This window comes from Agromyces cerinus (genome assembly GCF_016907835.1).
Classification (GTDB): domain Bacteria; phylum Actinomycetota; class Actinomycetes; order Actinomycetales; family Microbacteriaceae; genus Agromyces; species Agromyces nitratus.
The window spans coordinates 819386-841269 of record NZ_JAFBCT010000001.1 but is presented as its reverse complement, the minus strand read 5'-3'; the positions used below and the strand labels follow the sequence as shown (position 1 = coordinate 841269).

Annotated in this window: 18 protein-coding genes; 9 read left to right on the top strand and 9 right to left on the bottom strand. The window is 66.7% G+C overall.

Translation table 11 applies throughout. From position 1 onward, the window contains the following. Positions 1–31: 31 nt before the first annotated feature. The 3 genes from JOE59_RS03805 to JOE59_RS03795 form a co-directional block, all read right to left on the bottom strand. Positions 32–352 carry a WhiB family transcriptional regulator gene (locus JOE59_RS03805; RefSeq protein WP_074258598.1) on the bottom strand — a complete coding sequence of 107 codons (321 nt, stop codon included), beginning with the start codon at positions 350–352 and terminating at the stop codon, positions 32–34. 154 nt (positions 353–506) lie between these two features. Further along, positions 507–1475: a UDP-glucose 4-epimerase GalE gene (galE, locus tag JOE59_RS03800; RefSeq protein ID WP_204459005.1), complete on the bottom strand. Its 969-nt coding sequence runs from the start codon at positions 1473–1475 to the stop codon at positions 507–509. 78 nt (positions 1476–1553) lie between these two features. After that, complete coding sequence (locus JOE59_RS03795; protein WP_204459004.1) at positions 1554–1703, bottom strand: hypothetical protein; 150 nt, start codon at positions 1701–1703, stop codon at positions 1554–1556. Between the two features lie 84 nt (positions 1704–1787). Here JOE59_RS03795 and JOE59_RS03790 point away from each other — a divergent pair, with 84 nt between their 5' ends. Continuing rightward, positions 1788–2744, top strand: a complete 957-nt coding sequence (locus tag JOE59_RS03790) for a GlxA family transcriptional regulator (RefSeq protein ID WP_307836939.1) — start codon at positions 1788–1790, stop codon at positions 2742–2744. Here the strand turns inward: JOE59_RS03790 and manA are convergent. From manA to JOE59_RS03775, 3 genes are all read right to left on the bottom strand, one after another. After that, positions 2741–3997 (bottom strand): mannose-6-phosphate isomerase, class I, encoded by a 1257-nt coding sequence (gene manA, locus JOE59_RS03785; protein WP_204459003.1) that lies wholly within the window; start codon positions 3995–3997, stop codon positions 2741–2743. The two genes, JOE59_RS03790 and manA, sit on opposite strands and share 4 nt — an antisense overlap. Before the next feature lie 210 nt (positions 3998–4207). After that, positions 4208–6046, bottom strand: a complete 1839-nt coding sequence (locus JOE59_RS19060; protein WP_204459002.1) for a capsular polysaccharide synthesis protein — start codon at positions 6044–6046, stop codon at positions 4208–4210. Between the two features lie 139 nt (positions 6047–6185). Next, on the bottom strand, positions 6186–9407 hold the full coding sequence (locus JOE59_RS03775) for a CDP-glycerol glycerophosphotransferase family protein (RefSeq protein ID WP_204459001.1): 3222 nt from the start codon (positions 9405–9407) through the stop codon (positions 6186–6188). A gap of 218 nt (positions 9408–9625) precedes the next feature. On the opposite strand from JOE59_RS03775, the gene JOE59_RS03770 reads away from it, so the two are divergent. The 6 genes from JOE59_RS03770 to JOE59_RS03745 are packed head-to-tail and all read left to right on the top strand — an operon-like array spanning position 9626 to position 15496. Beyond that, positions 9626–9766 carry a hypothetical protein gene (locus tag JOE59_RS03770; RefSeq protein ID WP_204459000.1) on the top strand — a complete coding sequence of 47 codons (141 nt, stop codon included), beginning with the start codon at positions 9626–9628 and terminating at the stop codon, positions 9764–9766. A gap of 10 nt (positions 9767–9776) precedes the next feature. Further along, positions 9777–11171, top strand: a complete 1395-nt coding sequence (locus JOE59_RS03765) for an O-antigen ligase family protein (RefSeq protein ID WP_204458999.1) — start codon at positions 9777–9779, stop codon at positions 11169–11171. Continuing rightward, positions 11168–12445 carry an O-antigen ligase family protein gene (locus JOE59_RS03760; protein WP_204458998.1) on the top strand — a complete coding sequence of 426 codons (1278 nt, stop codon included), beginning with the start codon at positions 11168–11170 and terminating at the stop codon, positions 12443–12445. Before JOE59_RS03765 ends, JOE59_RS03760 begins: the two co-directional genes overlap by 4 nt. 57 nt (positions 12446–12502) lie before the next feature. Continuing rightward, positions 12503–13372 carry an ABC transporter permease gene (locus tag JOE59_RS03755; RefSeq protein WP_204458997.1) on the top strand — a complete coding sequence of 290 codons (870 nt, stop codon included), beginning with the start codon at positions 12503–12505 and terminating at the stop codon, positions 13370–13372. After that, positions 13356–14105 (top strand): ABC transporter ATP-binding protein, encoded by a 750-nt coding sequence (locus JOE59_RS03750; protein ID WP_204458996.1) that lies wholly within the window; start codon positions 13356–13358, stop codon positions 14103–14105. The genes JOE59_RS03755 and JOE59_RS03750 overlap by 17 nt, the downstream gene beginning before the upstream one ends. Next, positions 14102–15496, top strand: a complete 1395-nt coding sequence (locus JOE59_RS03745; RefSeq protein WP_204458995.1) for a bifunctional cytidylyltransferase/SDR family oxidoreductase — start codon at positions 14102–14104, stop codon at positions 15494–15496. The genes JOE59_RS03750 and JOE59_RS03745 overlap by 4 nt, the downstream gene beginning before the upstream one ends. A 108-nt stretch (positions 15497–15604) precedes the next feature. On the opposite strand, the gene JOE59_RS03740 is transcribed toward JOE59_RS03745, so the two are convergent. Both JOE59_RS03740 and JOE59_RS03735 read right to left on the bottom strand, forming a co-directional pair. Further along, a complete protein-coding gene (locus JOE59_RS03740; protein ID WP_204458994.1) occupies positions 15605–15817 on the bottom strand; it encodes a coiled-coil domain-containing protein in 213 nt (70 codons plus the stop codon). After that, entirely contained in the window at positions 15814–17367 is a 1554-nt protein-coding gene (locus JOE59_RS03735) for a class I SAM-dependent methyltransferase (protein WP_204458993.1), read from the bottom strand. The genes JOE59_RS03740 and JOE59_RS03735 overlap by 4 nt, the downstream gene beginning before the upstream one ends. Before the next feature lie 160 nt (positions 17368–17527). Here JOE59_RS03735 and JOE59_RS03730 point away from each other — a divergent pair, with 160 nt between their 5' ends. Next, on the top strand, positions 17528–18757 hold the full coding sequence (locus JOE59_RS03730; protein WP_204458992.1) for a lipopolysaccharide biosynthesis protein: 1230 nt from the start codon (positions 17528–17530) through the stop codon (positions 18755–18757). 52 nt (positions 18758–18809) lie between these two features. After that, positions 18810–20726, top strand: coding sequence for a glycosyltransferase (locus JOE59_RS03725; RefSeq protein WP_307836938.1), 1917 nt, complete (start codon positions 18810–18812; stop codon positions 20724–20726). A gap of 54 nt (positions 20727–20780) precedes the next feature. Here the strand turns inward: JOE59_RS03725 and JOE59_RS03720 are convergent, their stop codons facing one another. After that, positions 20781–21869, bottom strand: coding sequence for a glycosyltransferase family 2 protein (locus JOE59_RS03720; RefSeq protein WP_204458991.1), 1089 nt, complete (start codon positions 21867–21869; stop codon positions 20781–20783). Between the last annotated feature and the right edge of the window lie 15 nt (positions 21870–21884).

Below are 21884 nucleotides of genomic sequence, written 5' to 3'. Positions count from 1 at the left end.
GCGCGGGGCCCGCCGAAGCAGGCCCCACGACTCAGACCGCTCGTTTGCGGAGCTTGCGCCGCTCACGCTCGGAGAGCCCGCCCCAGATGCCGAAGCGCTCATCGTTTCCGAGCGCGTACTCGAGGCACTGATTTCGTACCTCGCATCCGGTGCAGATCTTCTTCGCGTCCCTCGTCGATCCACCCTTTTCAGGGAAGAACGCCTCAGGATCTGTTTGCGCGCACAGCGCGTCGCTCTGCCATGCCAACGGATTGTCATCGTCTGAGACCGAACGAACCCCCGGAACGCCCAGCCTGACCGGATCGACGAACCAATCGTCAGGTACTCCAGAACGATATTCAGGATTGCTCATATCGTCTCCCACCCAGTTGTACCGACCACCCAGAGGGTGTGTCACGACCAATTACACCGGTGTAATTCCCGTGAGTCAAGTCGCAGATGGTAAACCCTCAATCCACCGTCGAGGCTTGATGACCCGCTCGACACGCCGGGACGATGACCAGACGTTATGAATCGGATGCCGCGCGGCGGGCCTGCCAGGCGCTCTCGACCATCTCGGTGAGGGTGTGGCGCATCCGCCAATCGAGGTCGCGGGCCGCCAGTTCGCCGGAGGAGACGATGCGGGCGGGGTCCCCGACGCGGCGCGGGCCGACCTCGGGCGCGAATTCGATGCCGGTGACCTCGGCGACCGCCCGCATGATCTCGCCGACCGAGACGCCGTCTCCGGAGCCGAGGTTGTAGACCGGCTCGAGGCTGTCGCCGGCGTCGAGACGACGCGCGGCGACGACGTGCGCGTCTGCCAGGTCGGCGACGTGGATGTAGTCACGGACGCAGGTGCCGTCGGGTGTCGGGTAGTCGCCGCCGTTGATGCGCGGGGTGCGCCCCGCGAGGAGGGCGTCGAACACCAGGGGGAAGAGGTTGTGCGGGCTCACGTCGAAGACGTCCGGCGTGCCCGACCCGACGACGTTGAAGTAGCGCAGGCTCGTGTGACGCAGACCCGAGGCCTTCGCCTGGTCGGCCAGCAGCCACTCGCCGATGAGCTTGGACTCGCCGTACGGCGATTCCGGGTGCTTCGGCGTGGCCTCCGTCACGAGGTCGACGTCAGGGGTGCCGTAGACCGCTGCGCTCGACGAGAACACGATGCGATCGACGCCCTTCGACTCCATCGCCGCGAGCAGCGTCGTGGTGCCGGTGACGTTCTGACGGTAGGTGTGCAGCGGCCGCTCGACCGAGACCCCCGCGTACTTGAACCCCGCGAGGTGCACGACGCCGGTGACGCCGTGCTCTTCGATCGCCCGTTCGATCGCCGCCCCGTCGAGGATGCTGCCGTGGACGATCGGTGTGCCCTGGGGAACGAAGTCGGTCTTTCCCGACGAGAGGTCATCGAGCACGACGGCCCCGATGCCCTGGGCCTCGAATGCGCGCACGACGTGCGCGCCGATGTAGCCCGCTCCCCCGGTGACCAGCCAGCTCATGTTCCCACCTTCCGGCGGGGTACCTCCCCGCCGGAGTCGATCGTATCCGGGCGGAGCTCCGACTGCGCCCGGAGACGATCAGGCGGGCCGGGTGGGCTGGTGTTCGGCGTGACGGTTGCGGTCGCGGATCTCGGGTCGACCGTAGCCATCGGTGTCGAGGCGGAGCACGGTGGCGAGCACGCCCCAGATGGCGAGTCCCGCGAGGACGAGGAAGATGATCGTGGTCATGGCAGTAAATCTATGACTTGAGACATACTGCCGAAAGTGGCAGAGTGGACATCAAACGATCGATTCCTGCCATCGGAGGCCGCCGTGCTCCAGACCATCGCCTGCATCGCCATGCCGCAGATGGCGCCGTTCGAATTCGGCGTGATCTGCGAGGTGTTCGGCATCGACCGCAGCGACACCGGCGGCCCGACGTTCGACTTCCACGTCGTCGCGGCCGACCCCGGCCCCATCCCCACGAAGCTCGGCTTCGACATCGTCGTACACGAGGGGCTCGACTTCGCCCGCACTGCCGACCTGGTCGCGGTACCTGCCGCGCTCATCGACGAACCCGTCGATGAGCGCGTCTCCCAGGTGCTGCGCGAGGCGGTCGCGCGAGGCGCGTGGGTGCTCTCGGTCTGCTCGGGCGCCTTCACGCTCGGACGCGCCGGCGTGCTCGACGGCCGCAGGGCGACGACGCACTGGATGTACACCGAGCGCCTCGCCGAGATGTTCCCCCGGGCCGACGTCGACGCCGACGTGCTCTTCGTGCAGGACGGCAAGGTCGTCACCGGTGCGGGCACTGCGGCAGGCATCGACGCAGCACTCCACATCGTGCGCACCGAGCTCGGAGCGAGCGCCGCGAACATGATCGCCCGTCGCATGGTCGTGCCGCCGCAGCGCGACGGCGGCCAGTCGCAGTTCATCCAGTCGCCCATCGCCGAATGCCGCAGCGACTCCTTCGCGAAGATCACCGAGTGGATGGTCGAGCACCTCGACGAAGATCTGACCGTCGACCTGCTCGCCCGCAAGGCGCTCATGTCGCCGCGCACGTTCGCGCGACGGTTCCGGGCCGAGACCGGCACGACGCCCAACGCCTGGCTCAACCGTCAGCGGCTGCTGCGCGCCCAGCAGCTGCTCGAGGAGACCTCGTTCACCCTCGAGGAGATCGCCCGCGACACGGGCTTCGGCGCCGCAGCCGTCATGCGCCACCACTTCGTGAAGGTGCTGCAGACGACGCCGACGGCGTACCGCAGGCTCTTCGGCATGCGAGTCGCCTCCTAGGTCGCGGAAGGCGCCCCTGGCCCCGTCGTCGCGATCCACGCGATGCCCGCGCCGCTGATCTCGAGCGTTCGCTCGTCCGGCGTGACGTAGACCGACTCACCGCGCCCGAGCGCGACGGATGCCCCGGTGCCGCCGCCGATGACGACGCCGTCGCCCTCGACGACCACGATCGCCGGCCCATCGAGCACGACCCGTGCGACCTGCGTCGCGGGTTCGACCCGGTACAGCTCGAAGTCCGGCACGCCGGGCCGGTACACCGTCACTCCGGGCGAGATCTCGACCGGGGTGAGGTAGGGCGCGGTGATCGGCGTGAAGTCGAGCACGTCGAGCAGTTCCGCGACGTCGATGTGCTTCGGCGTGAGGCCGCCGCGCAGCACGTTGTCGCTGGCCGCCATGAGCTCGATGCCGAGGCCGTCGAGGTAGGCGTGGACGTTGCCGGCCGCGAGGTAGAGCGCCTCGCCGCGAACGAGGCGCACCCGGTTCAGCAGCAACGAGATGACGACGCCCGGGTCGCCGGGGTAGGCCTCGGCGAGTGCGCCGACCGTCTCGAACGAGAGCGCGTACGGAGAGGCGAGCGCGGTCGCGGACGCTGCGAGCGCCGTGACCCGGTCGATGACCCATGACGCTTCTCCGGTGTCGCCGCCGCGGCCGTCGCGCAGCAACCACTCCACCGTGTCGCTGAGGGCGTGCTCCCCCGACAGGCGGGCCTCGAGCAGGTCGAGTGCACCGGGGTCGGGCTCTTCGGCCGCGGCATCCGCTGCCCGCAGCACCTCGAGCACGCCCTGCACCTCGCTCAGCGGACGGAAGCCCGAGAGCGCGTCGAAGGTGTCGCTCACCGCGACGATCAGCTCGGGCTTGTGGAACTCGTCCTTGTAATTGCGGTCGTATGCCGCGAGCGGCACGCCGTCGGCCTCCTCGCGGGCGTACCCGGCGCGAGCCTGGGCGGGCGTGGGGTGCGCCTGCAGCGACAGCGGCGCGGCCGCTGCCAGCACCTTCAGGAGGAACGGGAGGCGCGCACCCTCGGCGGCGAGACGGGCACCGAGCGCCTGCTCGGGGTCGGCCTCGATCCAAGCCGCGAGATCGGCGTGCCCGACGGATGCCGCATCGAGCATGCGAGCCGGCGAACCCGGGTGCGCTCCGAGCCAGAGCTCGGCCTCGGGCGCGCCGGATTCCTCGGTCCCTCGAAACGCGGCGATCGCCGTCGTGGAGCCCCACGCGTAATCGCGCGGGGTGTTGTCGATCGCCACAAACATGCGTGCTGGTCCCTTTCTTCGGCGTGGGTCCACGCTACCAACGACGAGCATTGAACGAGCGAAGTGGGTTCACGGTACTCCGGGGCCAACTGGATCGGCCTTTTCGTTGGAGCTCACGCCTGCCGCTTCTCGAGCTCCGCGATCAGACTCACCGTGCACGCATGAATTGCCCCAATTGATTTCGGGAGTTGCGCGCGATGCGCCGCCACGTCATTCCTCGGTACGGTACTCGAACTGGCTCGCTTCGCCACGCACAATCGAACCAGCGATGCTGTCGACGCCGGCGCGTGCGATGTCGTGTTTGTAGGTGAGCTTGTGGACCCACGAATCAGTGAGCAGTCGTTCGAAGAGTCCGCCATGGTTCGGAGCATGGAGTGCCCCCTGCACAGCGAGCGCCGCCCGCGGATGCCGGTGCTCAGACGCGTCCCACTCGGCGGCGAACCGCTCATCGAACCAGTAGAGCATCTCGTGCGTGTAGTGCAACTGGAAATAGTCGAGCAGGCGACGCTCGCGTTCCCACCAGAGGAGCAACGCTTCACGGAGCATCACCGTGCTGTATGCGCCAGGTCGCGAGGCCATGAACCAGGTACCGATGCGTGGGCCCGAGTAGTTGAAGACGAAGAACTCCTGTCGCGTGAGCGACGGCTCGGAGTTGATAGCGTCGCCAGTGAGCAAGCACGTCGCGTCAAGCCAGACTCCGCCGAACCTGCTGAGGACATCGAGCCGAATCAAGTCCGAGAGGTGTGTGTAGTTCGTGCCGACGTCGCGGATCACCTGCGCCGGAAGATGCGAATAGAAGCTCACGTTCGAGGCGTCGAGCTCGTGCAGCCGCCCGGGCGCCGTGTGCTGCTTCATCGATTCGTGACACCGCCGCACGAGGGCGGGAGCCTCTCTGAATCCCTGGTGCCAATAGGTGAAGACCGGAGGATGTTCGTCGGCCGACATCGGTGAATCAGAGCGGACGGGGTCGGCCGCTCGCGCCCGGATCTCGTCCAGGTGGTCCCTGACGAAGATGCCGAGCTCGCGGCGCACCCACATCGCCTTTGGATCCGCATCGAGCGCGCGGCCGATGTCGAAGGGCAATCCGTCGTCGGCACGGCCGCCCTCGATCGAAAGGCGCTTCGACGCAGCGAGGTCACCGCGCTTGTCGGCGATAGCGGCGCGACGGAAGAGCGCCTCGGGTCGGTGTTCACCATCGGTGACAGCTTCGAACTCCGTGGACGCGCGCGCGAGTTCTCCGGCCCTCACCGCGAGTCGCCCCAGCTCGAGATGAACGGAATCCGGGTGAGCTGTGCTCGCGAGCGCGAGCGTGAACTCGCGTCGGGCGCGGTCGACCTCGCCACGCGCCGCTGCGAGCAGGCCAGCGAAGTAGTTCGACTCTCGATCTGAGTCGTGCCGGCGTCGAACCCACGTCTCGATCGCTCTTCGCTCGACCTCGTCATCGAGACCGGCGAGCATCTTGCGCGCGAGCGAAGGCAGATCGGTCGCGGAGCCGACGATGTCGGGCAGCGGTCGCAACTTCCGCACCGATGGCGACGCGTCCGCCACGCCCTGCCAACTGAACTCGTGAAAGTCCGTCGGGCGCATCCGACCGTCGAAATACGTGAGCGCCTGTTCGGCATCGACCAGCGACAGACGATCCCAATAGACGACTCCGCCGCCGGCCGCCATGCCCGAGACGTAACGGATCCAGGCCCCGGTGGCGGTCGCAGGCACCGTGAATTCGTGGGTGATGAGGTGTACTCCCGGCGCGTCGTCGGCCGAGTCGGATGGGTCGGGGTTCCAATGCTTGACGCCGGCGATCTCCCAACCCGGCGAGATCGAGAGCCGAGTCTTCGCGAGCTGACCGGTCAGCCGCTTCGGAACGTAGACGACTGCGCTCGCTCGATACGTTCGGCCGGGTGCGAGCCCCGTTCTGAAGGCACCGTCACGACCTTCAGGCGCGAAATGGGTGTCGAAACTGCCGGTCAGACCCTCGACCTTGAGCGAGCGCCCGCCGCTCTCGGCCGACCAGTCAATAGAGATCTCAACGGTGTTGTTGACGTGCACGTAGTAGCGGTCGGGCGATGAGCCGACTCCTCCTGCGGCGGCGAATCGCGGGTTCGCGATGAGATTGACTCGCGGCGCGGTCACTGGGGCCGAAAGGTAACGCCGAACGCGTCGTGCCGCCGACTGTTTCACATTCATGTCAACGCACCTCGGTGCCGGATCGGGGGTTCACTCGGTCCGCACCGGGCTGTCCGACGACGACGGGCGGATTCGCCGGTCGCGCGACTGGGTCGGCACCTGCAGAACCGACCAGGCGATCGGTGGCCTCCTGGAGTCGAGCGATGCTCCGTTTCCAGACGCGCCGGAATCCGACCTCCCGCTGGAGCCGGAGCAGCCCCTGGCCCGGTCCCCGCGAGCGAGCGAGCGACAACGGCAGCGATCGGGTGATCTCCCCGATGGGTTTGCCTCGCAGGTAGGCCACGAAATCGGTGACGCGGAACTTCGGGGCGAACTCCCGTTCGATGCCGCCCAGCTCCACCGCATCCCTGAGGGTTGCGAGGTTCGTCTGGTAGACGTCAGCGGTCGGGTTGATGCGGAAGTGCTCGAACCCGAATCTGAAGGCGTCACGCCAGAGCCGGTCCTCGTCGTAGAACGGGAGACCCATGGTTTGTTTCACGAACTCGACGAGCCTCGGCGTCGTAGCTTCGAAGAGTTCGACGTCGTACTGCCGCTCGCGGTACACCGGGACGATCCGCCCACCCGCACGCCGATAGCCCTCAGTTGTGCCATACGGCAAGTTCGCGAAGATCGCCTCGATGAGCAGCAGCGACTCCGACGCGGCGGTGTAGTTGTGTCGAATGCTCGCGCCCTCGGTGGGATAGATGCTCCGCGCATAGTAGAACGGAGTCTCGACTGGGCGCCCCGCCGCATGCTCAAGCAGCCGTGCGAGACAGTCCTGGGTATAGCCGCGGCCCCAGTATTCGACGAAGGCGAATCGTTCGCCGGGGTCGATCTCCTGCCGGAGGTAGTCGGTCACGACTTCGCGATCATCCTTGGCAATCTCGCTGAGTCGCCGCCGGTAGGCGGCCGACGACTTGAGTGCAGCCACGATGTTGCCCGCTGTATAGCCGTCGAATGTTCCCACCTTCTCGTACTGCTCGAACTCGGGGAACAGCTCGAGCAGTTCCTCCCGGTTGAGGCGGCTCGCTTCGACGAGGGAGCTGAACGATCGGATGCCGCCGAAGCTGCCGTGTCCCGCGAACGTATCGTCGTCGATGCCGTCGATCTGCGACGCGAGCCGCCACGCGCGACGGGATCCGTAGATGTATGCGGTACGGAGCGGGAGGCCGTTGGCCTCAATGATCGCGTCTGCGACCGCCTTCATGTGATGGCCGTCGCGGGAGATGAAGTACAGGGTCGAATACCCGCGCGCGACGGCGTCGTCGAGCACCCATTTCAAATACGGGACGAGGTACAGCGCTACGTTCCGGAATACGAACTCCTCGGACTCGGTCATTCCGTTGAGGCGCGCATCGCGCAGTACTCCTGCCAGAAGGAAGGCGTCGTACGTGTCTGCCGAGTCCGTGAGGGCCGTCTCGAACTCGTCGAACTCAGGTGTCTCGAGTCGCACGGGTGTGATCCCCATGCGCTCGGCCATCTGCACGTCGGCACGAGGGTTGTCGCCCGTGTGGATCCACTCGCCGAAGTCGTACGCCAAGTCGAGGTACGCCCGAACATAGAGGCGACCGGTCGATTTCTGGACGCCATGCTCGTTCGAGAGGAACACCGGCAGCCCCACGAGGTCGGGCGACGCTTTCGCGAGCATCTTGTCGATTACGGTTCGCGGGAGGTACATGTCGCTGATGAGGATGACGGTCTCCCCGGCGGCACGGAGCTCTCGAACGCGCGCGACCATCTCCTCATCGGCGTATGTGTCGGCGATTTCGGCCTCGATCTCCCATACCTTGAGCTGCTCCGCCTGCTCGGCGGTGAGGGCATAGAGATCTGCGAGTCGCGCGTAGATCTCGTCGAGCGTGATCTCGAACTGCAAGTCGATGGCACGCCGCGGGTCTTTACGCTTCGCCTCACGCACGGCCGCCTCTGCCTGCCTTCGGAGTTCGATGAAGCGCTGCAGCAGTCGTTCGGGGTAGCCGAGGTTCGAGACCTCGGCACGCTCTCGCACGAGGTGGAAGATCGACACCGGAAGCACCGACGTGCGGTGGATCACCGTGTCGAAGATGTCGAAGCTGTACAGCGTCGGCAACGCGACATCCGTCAGTTCGTAAGCGAGCGCCCGCTCGACCAGAGTCTCGAAGGTGTCGGGGGCCGAGTACGCCCAGAAGATGTCGGAGAGCCGTGTCAGCTCGTCGGGCCCCACGCGGTTGTCGTCGCCGAGCGCAGCGAGCATCGCTTCGAAATCGGTGACGACGGTGCCGCACGAGAGTGAGAAGTAGTCGAGCTCGGGCTCGAGGGCCGCTGGATCCTCGTGATCGAAGGCATAGCGGATGAAACGATCCGCGCCGGCCGCAATCAGATCGTAGTGGATCGACGAATAGTCAATGATGGTGAGATCGATGTCCTCGAAGATCTCATAGACGTCGTCTCGATTGTCCCAGAAGAGTAGGCGCGGCTCGTCGGCGTACTTCACTTTCATGCTCTGATACGTACGGTCGACCTCGAGCTGCGGATGCATCTTCAGAATGAGGAGCTGGCCGTTGCGTTCGAGCGTCGCGATGAGCCGGTCGATGTCAGGCAGGGCACGATGTACGAAATCGTCGTTGCCCGAGAGACGGTACGTGGGGGCATACATGACGACGTCAGTCGAGGCAGGTAGTCCCTGCCGCGTGCGAACGTCGTGGTCGTACGTCTCAACGCGACCGAAGCGGCGCACGAACTCGTTCTGCGGATAGCCCGCGCGGATGACCTGCGCCTCGGTGAAGTCGATCTGCGTCTTGAAGTGCTGCTCCATGGCCGGAGAGCTCACGAGCAGCATCTGGGAGTCGCGATACACCTTATTGTTGCGGATGTACTTCGCTGCGATGCGAGGGAGCAGAAAGCCATCGGTCATCGCGCGCTCGATCCGCTTGACGCCGACGCCGTGCCAGAGGTTGAGCAACACGATGCCGGCCATCCGATCGGGGACCCGCTCCTTGACCTGGTTGACGACGAACACCCCCGCCCTTTCCTGAAGACTGCGCCCGGCCCGAGACTGGAACGTCACCGCCTTGTAGCCGAGCTTGCGCACTCTTCGTGCAGTCTCAGCCGAGTCGGTGATCCACCAGCTCTCGAGGTCGGGGCGCATCCGGCTGGTGTACAGGAACAACCATTTCGGGTTGCCGCTGAACTCAGCCGCGTTGAAAAGCCAAGTTCGACGATCTCGTGCGGGGGGTGTGGCAGGCAAAGATGTCTCCGGAATCCTCAAAGCGACTGGACGAGTCTACGCGTTCGCACATGTACAAGGGCCGACCCGATCTGTTGCATCTCGAAGCCGATCGCAAAGCGCCAGATCGAGGGCATGGCACGCTCCGGGATCGAGCGCTCGGCGACAGGCCTGACGTGGACGTCATGCCACGCCCCGATCCGGCAGCCCTCACCCGGCGCACTCAGCGCACTGTCACCCCGTCGCGATCATTCGACAATATGGCCACGAGTCCCGTCGATGCGCTCGACATCGAGACGAGTGGTGCTGACGTCACGCACGATCCCGAGGTGTTCGCCGACGCCGGTCACCTCGCCGTGAACGTCAACGACTACCCCGACGCGATCTCAGCCGCGCGGTAGCCTTGTCCGCATGGAGTCCCCTCGGCGCAACGCGCTAATCGGCGCGTACGCGACGTTCGCGGTCTTCACGTTGCTCGCGGGCCAGTTCTGGCGAAACCTCCTCGGCTGGTGGGGGTTCGGCATCGTCGTCGGTCTCGTGCTCATCGGCGCGACCTGGCTCGTCCTCCAGGTGAAGCCGAAGTGGAACTGGCGGCGGACGCCGAAGTCGACGCTCGTCTTCCTCGTCGTGGCGACGCTCTCGATCGCGTGGTCGTTCTACCCGGGCGCCTCTCTGCTCGGGGTCGCGCTCACGCTCCTCACCACGTTCGTGGCCGTGGCGCTTGCGCTCAGCCTTCCCTGGTCGGGAATCGTCCGTTCACTCAGTGCCGCGATCAAATGGGTGCTCGCGCTCTCGCTACTGTTCGAGTTCATTGTCGCGGTGTTCGTGCGCGAACCGCTGCTGCCGTACTTCCCCGACTTCGATCCGAACGCCGAGAAGATCCCGATGGCGTTCTACTGGTCGCGAGCGCTGCTCTTCGACGGTGGCCCGATCGAGGGCATCGTCGCGAGCCGCAACATCCTCGCCATGACCGCTCTGCTCGGAATCATCATCTTCGCGGTCCTTCTGGCTGCGGGCAGCATGCGGCGCGCCTCCGGCATCACGTGGCTCGTGATCGCCGGACTCGTCTTCGTGCTCACCCGCTCGGCGACCGTGATCCTCGTGGCGGCGATCGTCGTCGTCGCACTCCTTTTCGCGCTGTGGATGCGCCGTGTCGGCCCCGAGCGCCGACGTGGCGTCTATCTCGCCGCAGCCGGCGTGCTCGTGGCATCCGTCGCCTTGCTCGTGGTCTTCTGGAACGGACTGCTCGAACTCTTCGGGAAGGGAGACGACCTCACGGGCCGGCTCGACATCTGGAATGCGGTGATCGGCTTGGCGACCGAGCGACCACTGGCAGGCTGGGGTTGGGTCGGGTACTGGAATCCGTTCGTAGAGCCCTTCGACGACCTCGCCGTCCGCAAGGGCGTCGTGTATCTGCAGGCGCACAACGCCTGGCTCGACGTCTGGATGCAGCTCGGTATCATCGGGTTGCTCGCCTTCGCCGCGATCGTGATCGGTGCGCTGTGGCGTTCGTGGTTCCTCGCGGTGGACCGACCGATGGATTCCTCCGGGCGCCCGCTCCCCCACTCGTTCGCCGCGCTGCTGCCGATGCTGCTGCTCGTCGCACTCATCGGCCAGAGCCTCGCCGAGAGCCGAATCCTGGTCGAGAGCGGTTGGGTGCTGCTCATCGCAATCGCCTGGGCGACGAAGCGCCGTCAATGGGAGCACGAACCGCTCCCGGCCGACGCACCGCCCGACGTCCTGCGACGAAGTGCGCCCAGCCCCGGACACGGATCCCTCGAGTCATCGGGCGACGAGGCCCGATGACCTCGAACGCGCCCACCGGCCGGGCCGATGCGCTGCGTGCGTTCGTGGGCTCGGCCAGGTTCGCCCAGGCGCTCTCGCTAATCGCGATCGGGCTCGCGTTCAGCACCCACGCCCTCCGCGCGACCATCGGTTGGCCCGGGGTGCTCGCCGCGCTCCTCGCGCTGCTGCTCCTCTGCGGCGCGTCGCTCGTCACGAGGTGGCGGGTGATCGAGTGGTACGGGATCCTGCCACTCACCATCCTCGTCTTCGTCGGATGGTGCGCCGCCTCGGTGATCTGGAGCACGACGCCGGGCGCCTCGGCACTTCGCGTTGGCTATCTCGTCGCCTACGGAGTGCTGGGCGTCTACATCGCGCTGATGCGCGACACGATCCAGATCGTGCGAGCCGTCGGCGACGTGCTGCGTGTCCTCCTCGCCGTCTCCCTCGCGCTCGAGGTGTTGTCGGGGATCCTGCTCGACGTCCCGATCGTCTTCCTGGGCATCCAGGGCGACATCGCCGACCTCGGACCGATCCAGGGCATCTTCGGATCGCGCAACATGCTCGGGTTCGTCGCTCTTATCGCGCTCGTCACGTTCATCGTCGAGTGGCGGACCAACATCGTCAGCCGCACGCGGGCGCTGCTGTCGATCGGCATGGCGCTCCTCGCGCTCGTGTTCTCGGGCTCGCCGACGACTTGGATCGCGTTGGGGGCCGTCGTCGTCGCCCTGGGGGCGCTGTACGGGCTCCGCCGAGTACCGCAGGCGAAGCGCTGGGCCTGGCAGGTCGCCCTGCTCAGCACCGCGGCGGCGGCGCTGATCAGCGGTTGGATCCTCCGAGTGCGGATCATCGAGCTGATCGACGCCCGCGCTGAGTTCGATGTGCGACTCGACGTCTGGCGCGAACTGTCGAGATATTTGAGCCTCAATCCGCTGCAGGGGTGGGGGTGGGTCGGCAAATGGCCCGATGCCCCGCCGTACACCTGGATCGAGGCGGCGACCGGTCGTGCGCACGAGTCCGCCCTGAACGCCTATCTCGACGCGTACTTCCAGGTGGGCGTCATCGGTGCACTCGCCTTCGCCGCGCTCATCGGCGTCGCCCTCGTACGCGCGTGGCTTCTTGCATCGAACCGCCGCAGCAGTGTGTACCTCTGGCCCGCGCTCGTGCTCGTCGCGATCGCCGTCACCTCGGCAGCGGAGAGCTTCGCCCTCTACGAGGGCGGTTGGATGCTCGTCGTGATCTGCGCGGTCAAGGCGGCTCGCGACATGAGTTGGCGGGACGCGCTCAAACGCAGCTGAGTGCCCGCCGAGAGGAGCGGTAAGTCCAGCCCGCCGTTGGAGCATAGAATCGTCAGGATGTCCAAGTCCGATTCCGTCGACCTGTCGGCGTTCACCGTACCTGGGACCGGTCGAGGGATCCTCGACGTGTTCAGCTACGGATACCTGCTGCGACTGCTGGTCCGCAAGGGGATCCTCACCCGCTACCACGGTTCCGTCCTCGGCTGGGCCTGGTCCTACGTCAAGCCGACCGCCCAGTTCTTCATCTATTGGGTGGTGATGGGTGTCTTCCTCGGCCTGAACCGCGGCATCGAATCGTTCCCGATCTACCTGTTCTCGGGCATCGTCGTGGTGAACCTCTTCAACGAGGCCTTCGGCAATGCGACGAAGTCCATCGTCAACAACAAGGCGCTGGTCAAGAAGATCTACCTCCCCCGAGAGCTCTTCCCGATCGCCGACGTCTTCATCGCCTTCGTACACTTCCTGCCGCAGCTCACGATCCTGCTCACGGTCTGCCTGATTGCCGGATGGGTTCCGACGGCCGTGCAACTCGCCGGAGCTCTGCTCGCAATTCTGATCGTGCTGCTCATCGCGACCGGGCTGGGCCTCTTGTTCGGATCGATCAATGTTTCGTATCGAGATTCGCAGAATCTCGTCGAACTCATCCTGATGTTCGCGACATACACCTCACCGGTGCTCTACGCGTCGTCGATGGTGAAAGACAAGCTGCCGCCCTGGCTCTACGAGCTCTACATGTTGAATCCGTTGACCTCGGCGGTCGAGTTGTTCCATTCGGCGTTCTGGTACCCGACGACCTCGGAGACGACGAACCGGCCAGAGCACCTCTGGCTGCTCGCAGGCATCTCGATCGTCGTCGCACTCGTCATGCTCGTCATCGGACAGTTCGTGTTCCGCAGGCTGGAGGGCCGCTTTGCCCAAGATCTCTGAGCTCGACCCTCCGCGCATCATCATCGAGGGCGTGGGCAAGACCTACACGCTCCATCACACCCATTCGTTCAAAGAGACCTTCGTCGCGTGGCTGAAGCGCAAGAAGACCTCCACGTCGTTCGAGGCGCTGAAGGGGATCGACTTCACGGTCGGCGAGTCGGAAGCGGTCGCCCTGCTCGGATACAACGGCTCGGGCAAGTCGACGCTCCTGAAACTGGTCTCCGGCGTGCTCCGCCCCGACGAGGGCCGCATCCTCACCCGTGGCCGGGTCGCCGGTCTCATCGAAGTCGGTGCGGGGTTCCACCCCGACCTGTCCGGTCGTGAGAACGTGTACCTCAACGCCGCGATTCTCGGCATGACGAAAGACGAGATCGACGCGCGATTCGACGAGATCGTGGCGTTCAGCGAGATCGGCGAGTTCATCGACACCGAGGTCAAGCACTACTCCTCGGGCATGTTCGTGCGCCTGGCCTTCTCCGTCGCGATCCACACCGAGCTCGACATCCTCCTCGTCGACGAGGTGCTCGCGGTCGGCGACGCTCCGTTCCGCGAGAAGTGCAAGGCAAAGATCCGCGAACTCGTCGCCGCGGGCAAGACCCTCTTCATCGTGAGCCACGATCTCGGCATGGTGGCCGACATCTGCTCGCGCGGCATCGTCATCCGGCGCGGCGAGATGATGTTCGACGGCCCGATCGACGACGCCATCCCGACCCTGAAAGGGCTAACCCGATGACTAGCCAGAACCGCACCTACGCCGTCGTGCTCGCCGGCGGCATCGGCGTGCGAGTCGGCCTCGGCATGCCCAAGCAGTTGATCCGCATCGCGGGCAAGGCGATCGTCGAGCACACGCTCGAAGCCCTGGAGGCGAGCCCGCTCATCGACGAGGTGCTCGTCATGATGAACGCCGGAAGCATCCACGAGCTCGAGCAGTTGACGAGCGATCCGCGATTCACGAAGCTCACTGCGGTGCTACCGGGAGGGGAGACCCGGAACGACACGACCAGACTCGCCCTCGCAGCGCTGCCGACCGATTCCGACCCGAAGGTGCTCTTCCACGACGCCGTTCGACCGTTCGTCGACGACCGCATCATCGAGGACTGCGTGAACGCACTCGACGAGTTCGACGCGGTCGACACGGCGATCCCCTCGGCCGACACCATCATCGAGGTCGATGACGACTCGATCATCACCGGCATTCCCAACCGGGCTCGGCTGCGTCGCGGCCAGACTCCCCAGGCGTTCCGTCTCTCGGTCATCCGGCGTGCGTACGAACTCGCGGGAGCGGATCCCGATTTCGCGGCGACCGACGACTGCGGCGTCATCTTCACCTACCTCCCCGACGTTCCCATCAAGGTGATCGCCGGCACGGCCGAGAACATGAAGATCACCGAGCCGCTCGACATCCACATCGCCGACAAGATCTTCCAGCTGCAGACGACGTCGCTGACTGCCCAGACGGGTGACGGGACCGCTGAACTCGATCTCAGCGGCAAGTCGATCGTCGTCTTCGGTGCGAGCTACGGCATCGGCGCGAGCATCGTCGCCCAGGCCGAATCCGCCGGCGCACGCGTTCACGCATACAGTCGGAGTGCCACCGGCACCGACATCACCTCGCGCAAGCAGGTTCGTCACGCCCTCCGAGACGCGGCTGCCGACGGGCCGATCGACTATGTGGTCATCACGGCCGGTGTGCTGTCGATCGCGAACCTGACGAGCACCTCGAAGAAGCGTCTGCGCAACACGCTCGAGACGAACCTCCTCGCGCCCGCCAAGATCGCGCAGGAGTCCTACGAGTACCTGGAGTCGTCGGGCGGCCAGCTGCTGCTGTTCACCTCGAGTTCGTACACCCGTGGGCGCGCCGGGTACAGCATGTACTCGGCGACGAAGGCCGGCGTCGTGAACCTCACGCAGGCCCTCGCCGACGAGTGGGCCGAGGCCGGGGTCCGCGTGAACTGCCTGAACCCGCAGCGCACGCGCACGCCGATGCGCACTCGGGCCTTCGGCGACGAACCGACGCACACGCTGCTCGACCCCGATCACGTCGCGACGGTGGCCCTTCGGGTGCTCGATTCCGAACTCACGGGTCAGATCGTCGATATTCAGGTCGCCGCCGCTCCGCGCTGATCGCCGCTCGGCGGGCCGTCGGCTAACGCGGCGCGATGCCCGTCGGGCGGGGCCTCTGCTCGCCGTCGCTCCGTCACAAGTCTCCGTCGACGGGTCGGCGGCGATGGGTCAGTGGCGTGCCGACTCGTCGCCGGCGTCGCTGCGCAAGCGCTCGAAGACGAGGTCGTACAGTTCGGCGATGCGACGGGAATCCGCCCGCAGTTCGTCAATCTCACCGCGCAACGCTGCGATCTCGGACTCGAGACGTGCGATCTCCGGCGGCTGGGGCGCGGCCGACGAGCGGCGCATCAGCCTGCGCACTGCCATCTCGAAGCGGTTCACCGTGCCTCCTCCTGGACCGCACGCGCGGCCCCTCTCGTACTGTAGATCCGCACCCGTGCGACCGTTCGTGGGCCTGCCGAGGTCGAACGCACCCGACGTGACTCGACGACGCACACGAGCCCGTAGGCCGATGCCTCTTCGCGCAGCCACTTCACCGGCAGATGCCAGGTGTCGGGCCTGTGGTGGTCGTAGACGAGCGAAGCATTCACCGGGAACGACGCGAGCGCGACGGATCCCGAGTCCAGCAGCGCCCGCAGCATGAGGAACACGTTCGCCCGGGTCTCCTTGGTGACCGACGCGAGCACGTTCGACAGGAAGACGTGGCGGTGACGATCATCGCGCAGCTCGTCTGCGACGAAATCGAGCACTGCGCGCCGATCGGCGAGATTCAACCGCTGTGCGCTGACTCCGGGGCGGTCGCTCGCTTCGGCGAGCGCCCGACGGGAGTAATCGGCCGCGAGCACCTGCCGCCCGGCCCCTGCGAGCTCCTCGGCGAGCGCGCCGTCGCCGCAACCGAGGTCGAGGATTCGGTCGCCGCGGCGGGTCATGGCGAGCATGCGCTTCGCATCGCCCCACCAGGGTTGCGAGCGCCCGAGCCTGGTGTGCCGCTCCCAGAAGTCGCGGTTGAAGTCGTACACGCCGAACCAGTTCTCGAAACGCCGACGGGTCGGCGCCCTGGTGTCGAACCGGAACGCCGGATCGGGAGTGCTCCAGCCCTCGCCGTAGCAGAGGGCCAACCACCCCTCCGCATCCGCGACCGACGGCACCGCGACTCCCTCGAGTCGTTGCTCGCTGAGCGGGAGGAGCGATTCGACGGGAAAGCCGCCGCGTACGGCGATGGGCTGGTTGTACAGTCCTCGATCGTGGAAGCCGAGGAACAGGTCGACATGCGCCTCGGAGTCCTCGTCGCCGAAGAGCACCTGCAGGTGCGCGTCGCTGTGACGGATCACCTCGTGCCCACGCGAGCGGATGCTCCGCTCCAGAGCGTACGACGCGATCGAGACGTCGGGCGGGGCGATCCGACCCAGGTACACGAGCAGGTCGACATCATCGTCGTGAGCGAGGATGCGGCCTTCGCGCACCGCGCCGAGCAGGGTGCCCCCGGTGATCGCCACTGTGTACCCGAGTTCCTGGAGGTCATCGAGCACCTCGCGCATCGCCGCCATCAGCCGTCGATGCAGAGCGTCGGACGGGGCATCAGTGAGCTTGCCCCACTTGTCGACGACCTGTCCCCCACGGGCGAGATCCGCGACGCCGATCGACGCTTCAGGCGAGGGCCAGGCGAATCGCCCCCTGGCGAGCACTGCACCGTTGTTCTGGTCCCTGAGCACGACGTCCCCCGCACCCGACAGGTGGTTTCGCAGCACAGCGGGCCAGGGCACGAGGGTTGTGCGGTGCGCCGTCTCCGGCACCGCGACGGTCCACATCCGATGTCCGTCCACCTCGACGCCGACGGTGCGTCCGATCGCCGGCGAGTCGAACCGGACGCGAAGGCCCTTTCGCATCACACGCAGCGTCGAATGGCGCGCACGACGGCGGAAGAGAGTCATGAACACGCTTCCTTCGTTCGCCGGGCAGGTGGCACAGGGGTGAGACGAGTCTAGGCGAACGCGTGCATTCCCATGCTCCGTCGTTGTGAGGGAGAATGGCGGGAAAGCGCACGACACCGGCGGGCGCCGAGGGACCCGAGCCGATGGAGGTCGCCGGAGCGTGAAGACCAACACGGCGTTGCGGTATGCAGGCGGCTACGGGCTCTCCGTCGCCATCAGCGGAATCGTCAGCCTCGCCGTCATTCCGGCGATCATCGTCGCGGCCGGGGCCGAAGCCTGGGCGACGATCGCCGTCGCCCAGGCGGTCGCCGGCTTCGCCTTCGTCTTCGCGGTCTACGGCTGGGGTGTCATCGGACCGACCGAGATCGCGAGCCGCAGCGCCGAGACGCGCGGTGGCTTCTACTTCGACTCGCTGCTCAGCCGCGTCTGGCTCTGCATCGGCATCCTGCCGGTGGCGATCTTCATCGCAGTGGTCGTGGTCGGGCAGGATGCCCTGCTCGCCGCACTCACTGTGGCGAGCGGAGTGCTCGTGGCGCTCGGGGCCGGGTGGTTCTACGTCGGCGAGGCGAGTCCGATCCGCTTCCTGCTGATCGACACGTTGCCGCGCATCGCCGGCACCGTCGTCGGCGCGGTCGCGCTCATCGCGACCGGCGACGTCATCGCGTTCGCCGCCCTGCAGCTCGCCGGAGTCATGATCTCCGCCGTCATCGGCAACTGGAACATCCTCGCCCGCTACGGCGGCTGGCGGTTCGGGCTCTCCCCCGTGCGCGCCATCCGCAATCTCGCCGGGCAGGCGAGCCCGGTCGCCATGTCGGCGACCGCCTCCATCTACGTCAACGTGCCGATCGTGCTCATCGACCTCTTCCTGCCGCAGGCGACCGCCGTGTACGCCCTCGCAGAGCGCATCGTCAGGCTCGCGCTCTACTCGACACGGCCCGTCGTGCAGGTGGCCCAGGGCTGGGTGCCGAACCCCGTCCCGGCCGAACAGGCCGACCGCGCCCGCCGGGTGACGCTCATCGCACTCGCTCTCGGAGCCCTCGGCGGCATCGTGTACGGCGTCGCCGGCCCGTGGATCGGCGAGCTCCTCTCGGGCGGGACGCTCGTGATCCCGCTCGCGCTCGCCATTCCGATGGCGGTCAACCTCGCGGCCATCCTCGCATCGCAGCTCACCGGCTTCGCCTGCCTCACCGCGTTCGGCCTCACGAAGGCGCTCGCGACGAGCACCATCGTCGGCGCAGTGGTCGGCACCCTGCTCATGTATCCGCTCCTGCTCTGGATCGGTGCTCCCGGAGTGGCCTGGGGACTGGCGATCGCCGAGCTCTGCGTCCTCGGCGTGCAGCTGGCAACCCTGGCGCCCAGACTTCGCCGGGTTGACGCGTTAGGCTCGTAGTCGCGCCGGGAGACCCGACGCGATCCCACCACGACACACGGAGCACTGCAGCGTGAGCTTGACCTGGAACGAGATCCAACGCGTCGTCTTCCCGCAAGACGCCGATCCCGATGTCATCTCGCTGTACGTCGACGCCGATGTCTGGGCGAAGGTCGGCGACCGCGAGGTGCGGGTGAGCGATCGTGCCCATCTCGATGATCTGCTGGCTCGGGATCGATTCCGCATCGGTGCCGGCGAGCGCGTCTCGTTCGCGAGTTACTTCAATGCCTTCCCTGCTTCCTACTGGCAGCAGTGGACCAATGTCGATCGCATCCGCCTCATCGTCGAGACGAGCGGCGAGGGCACCCTGCTCGTGTACCGATCGACGGCTCAGGGCGTCCCGCAGCGTGTCGCCTCCGAACCGTTCACCGACACGATGCTGCACGAGATCGAACTGCCCGTCACGACGTTCGGCGACGGCGGCTGGTACTGGTTCGAGGTGGTCGCCGGCGATCACGAGGTCGTCGTCGGCGGCGGACGCTGGGAGACGGACGCGCCGGAGCTGCGCTCCGGCGGGGCCTCCATCGGCATCACCACCTTCAACAAGCCCGACTACTGCGTGCGCACGCTCGACGCGCTCGCGGCGGACACGACCGTCCGCGACATGCTCGACCGCGTCTACATCGTCGACCAGGGCAACCAGCGGGTCCGCGACGAGGCCGAGTTCGAGTCCGTGGCCGAACGTCTCGGCGACACCCTGTCGCTGATCGAGCAGCCGAACCTCGGCGGATCGGGCGGATTCGCCCGGTCGATGGCCGAGACGCTCGAGGCGGGCGACAGCGACTTCGTGATCCTGCTCGACGACGACGTCACCATCGAGCCCGAGAGCATCGCCCGTGCCGTGCGTTTCGCGCGCCATACGACGCGCCCGATGATCGTCGGCGGCCACATGTTCGATCTCCTGAACCGCCCAGTGCTGCACGCGTTCGCCGAGACCGTCGACCTCAAGCCGTTCGTCTGGCATGCGCAGCCGCACGACGAGGTCCCGCACGACTTCCGCTTCTCGAACCTCCGTCAGACCCGGTGGATGCATGCCCGCATGGACGCCGACTACAACGGCTGGTGGTTCTGCCTCATCCCCACCGAGGTCGTGCGGAGCATCGGCCTCTCGCTGCCGGCCTTCATCAAGTGGGATGACGCGGAGTACTGCCTCCGGGCCCGCGATGCCGGGTACCCGACGGTCACGCTGCCGGGCATGGCGCTCTGGCACGTCTCCTGGCTCGACAAGGACGACTCGATCGACTGGCAGGCCTACTTCCACGCCCGGAATCGCATCGTCGCCGCACTGCTCCACTCCCCCTACGACGACGGCGGACTCCTGACCCGCGACAGCGAGCGATGGGACCTCAAGCACCTGCTCTCGATGCAGTACTACCCGGTCACCCTCCGGCACCGGGCACTGCGCGACATCCTCTCCGGCCCCAATCACATGCAACAGGGCATGGCGACGATCCTCGGCGAGCTGCGCGCGGCGGCGGCCGACTTCCCCGAGAAGACCGTGCTGCGCGACGACCACGAGATTCCGATGACCGTCGAGGGCAAGCGGGTCTACCCTGTGCCGACCGGCACCTCGGGTCCCAAGGGCCCGCGGGGCACCCGCCTCGTCTGGTTCACCCTGCAGATGACCGCGCGTCAGTGGTTCACCCGACCTGCACCTCGGAACGTCACGGAACCGCAGGTCGAGCTCTCCAAGCGGGACGGCACCTGGTTCCGGTTGCCGCATTTCGACAGCGCCCTCGTGTCGACGGCCGATGGTTCCGGCAAGGTCCGGTACACGCGCGACCCCGAGACGTTCCGCCGTCTGCTGCGCGAGAGTCGTCGACTGCATCGTGAGATCAAGCGGCGTTGGCCCGAGCTCGCTCGCGAGTACCGCGCTGCGCTGCCCGAGATCACGTCGCCTGAAGCGTGGAGCGAGCACTTCACCAAGTAGCGGACCCGCCATCGCGGACGGCGCCGATCTCCGGTCGGGCCGACGTCGGCACGCCTAGGCGCGAGGGGTCGAGCGCCCGACGAGGAACGACGCGAGCGTGAGCCGGAACGGCGCGTCGCGGGCGAACGATCCGCGCAGCGTCGGAGCCGTGAGCGTCGACCACGAGGTCGGACGACGACGGATCGTGGCGAGGCGCACGAGCTCCGCCTCGCTCGGATCTTCGGCGACGATGGCCGCCGCGAGTCGGTGATCGACGCGTGAGAGCGACGTCTCGAAACCGGGCGCGAAGGCGCGCAACCCCTCGATGGCGCGCACGAGGGCGGCCCGGTCATCCTGCAGCCATCCAGGTGCGTCCCGTCGGTTGAACACCGCGCCGAACACGTGGACCCTCGCGAACTTCCGCGCCAGCGCGAGACGCACCGGACTCGGCAATTCCCTCGTCTCCGTGCGAGCGAGGAGTCGTGCCAGCCACTCGAGCTCGACTGCGATCGGCTTCGGCGCGAAGGTGACGCGATCGGTCGCGTCGTCGTTGATGACGTATGCGGGACCGCGGCGGTCGAAGCTTCGCGCTGCATCGGCGAACCACAGTCGGGTGACGAAGGCGATGTCACCCCCGTTGCGCATGCCCTCCTCCAGTCGCACATCGCCGAATCGCTCACGCGAGACGAGACCGAGCGGAGCGCTCCGATAAGCGAGTCGGTCGCGCAGTCCGTCGAGCCGTTGCACGCGGAACGGCCGGACCGGAGGTGACGAGACGACACGGCCCGAGGAGAACCGGAGCCGTGGAATGACCATGTCGGCCCGATCGCGACGCGCGCGGTGAAGCCACGAGTCGATCGCACCGGGTTCGAGTTCATCGTCCGATCCCATGATCGAGGTGAACCGGGCATCGGCGAGGTCCATGCCCCGATTGAACGGACCGGACGGGCTTCGGAACGAATCATGGTGTTCCACGAGCCGCATCCGGGGATCCGCCGCCGCGGTGCCGAGTCGAGCCTCGATGACCGAGGCATCGATCCGGTGGCAGACGACCGTCACGCGGACATCGGCACCGGTCGTATCGAGCACCGACCGCACTGCACGCTCGATCGGACGTTCCGCACTGTGGACTGCGATGATGAGATCGACATCGGGGCGGGGCACGGATCGACGGTATCA

What these genes read in the sequence shown, in the direction of transcription:
- manA (WP_204459003.1), bottom strand. Translation starts at nt 3,997, where the DNA reads ATGTTTGTGGCGATCGACAACACCCCGCGCGATTACGCGTGGGGCTCC.
- galE (WP_204459005.1), bottom strand. Translation starts at nt 1,475, where the DNA reads ATGAGCTGGCTGGTCACCGGGGGAGCGGGCTACATCGGCGCGCACGTC.
- JOE59_RS03770 (WP_204459000.1), top strand. Translation starts at nt 9,626, where the DNA reads ATGGCCACGAGTCCCGTCGATGCGCTCGACATCGAGACGAGTGGTGCT.
- JOE59_RS03765 (WP_204458999.1), top strand. Translation starts at nt 9,777, where the DNA reads ATGGAGTCCCCTCGGCGCAACGCGCTAATCGGCGCGTACGCGACGTTC.
- JOE59_RS03745 (WP_204458995.1), top strand. Translation starts at nt 14,102, where the DNA reads ATGACTAGCCAGAACCGCACCTACGCCGTCGTGCTCGCCGGCGGCATC.
- JOE59_RS03735 (WP_204458993.1), bottom strand. Translation starts at nt 17,367, where the DNA reads ATGACTCTCTTCCGCCGTCGTGCGCGCCATTCGACGCTGCGTGTGATG.
- JOE59_RS03755 (WP_204458997.1), top strand. Translation starts at nt 12,503, where the DNA reads ATGTCCAAGTCCGATTCCGTCGACCTGTCGGCGTTCACCGTACCTGGG.
- JOE59_RS03795 (WP_204459004.1), bottom strand. Translation starts at nt 1,703, where the DNA reads ATGACCACGATCATCTTCCTCGTCCTCGCGGGACTCGCCATCTGGGGC.
- JOE59_RS03760 (WP_204458998.1), top strand. Translation starts at nt 11,168, where the DNA reads ATGACCTCGAACGCGCCCACCGGCCGGGCCGATGCGCTGCGTGCGTTC.
- JOE59_RS03805 (WP_074258598.1), bottom strand. Translation starts at nt 352, where the DNA reads ATGAGCAATCCTGAATATCGTTCTGGAGTACCTGACGATTGGTTCGTC.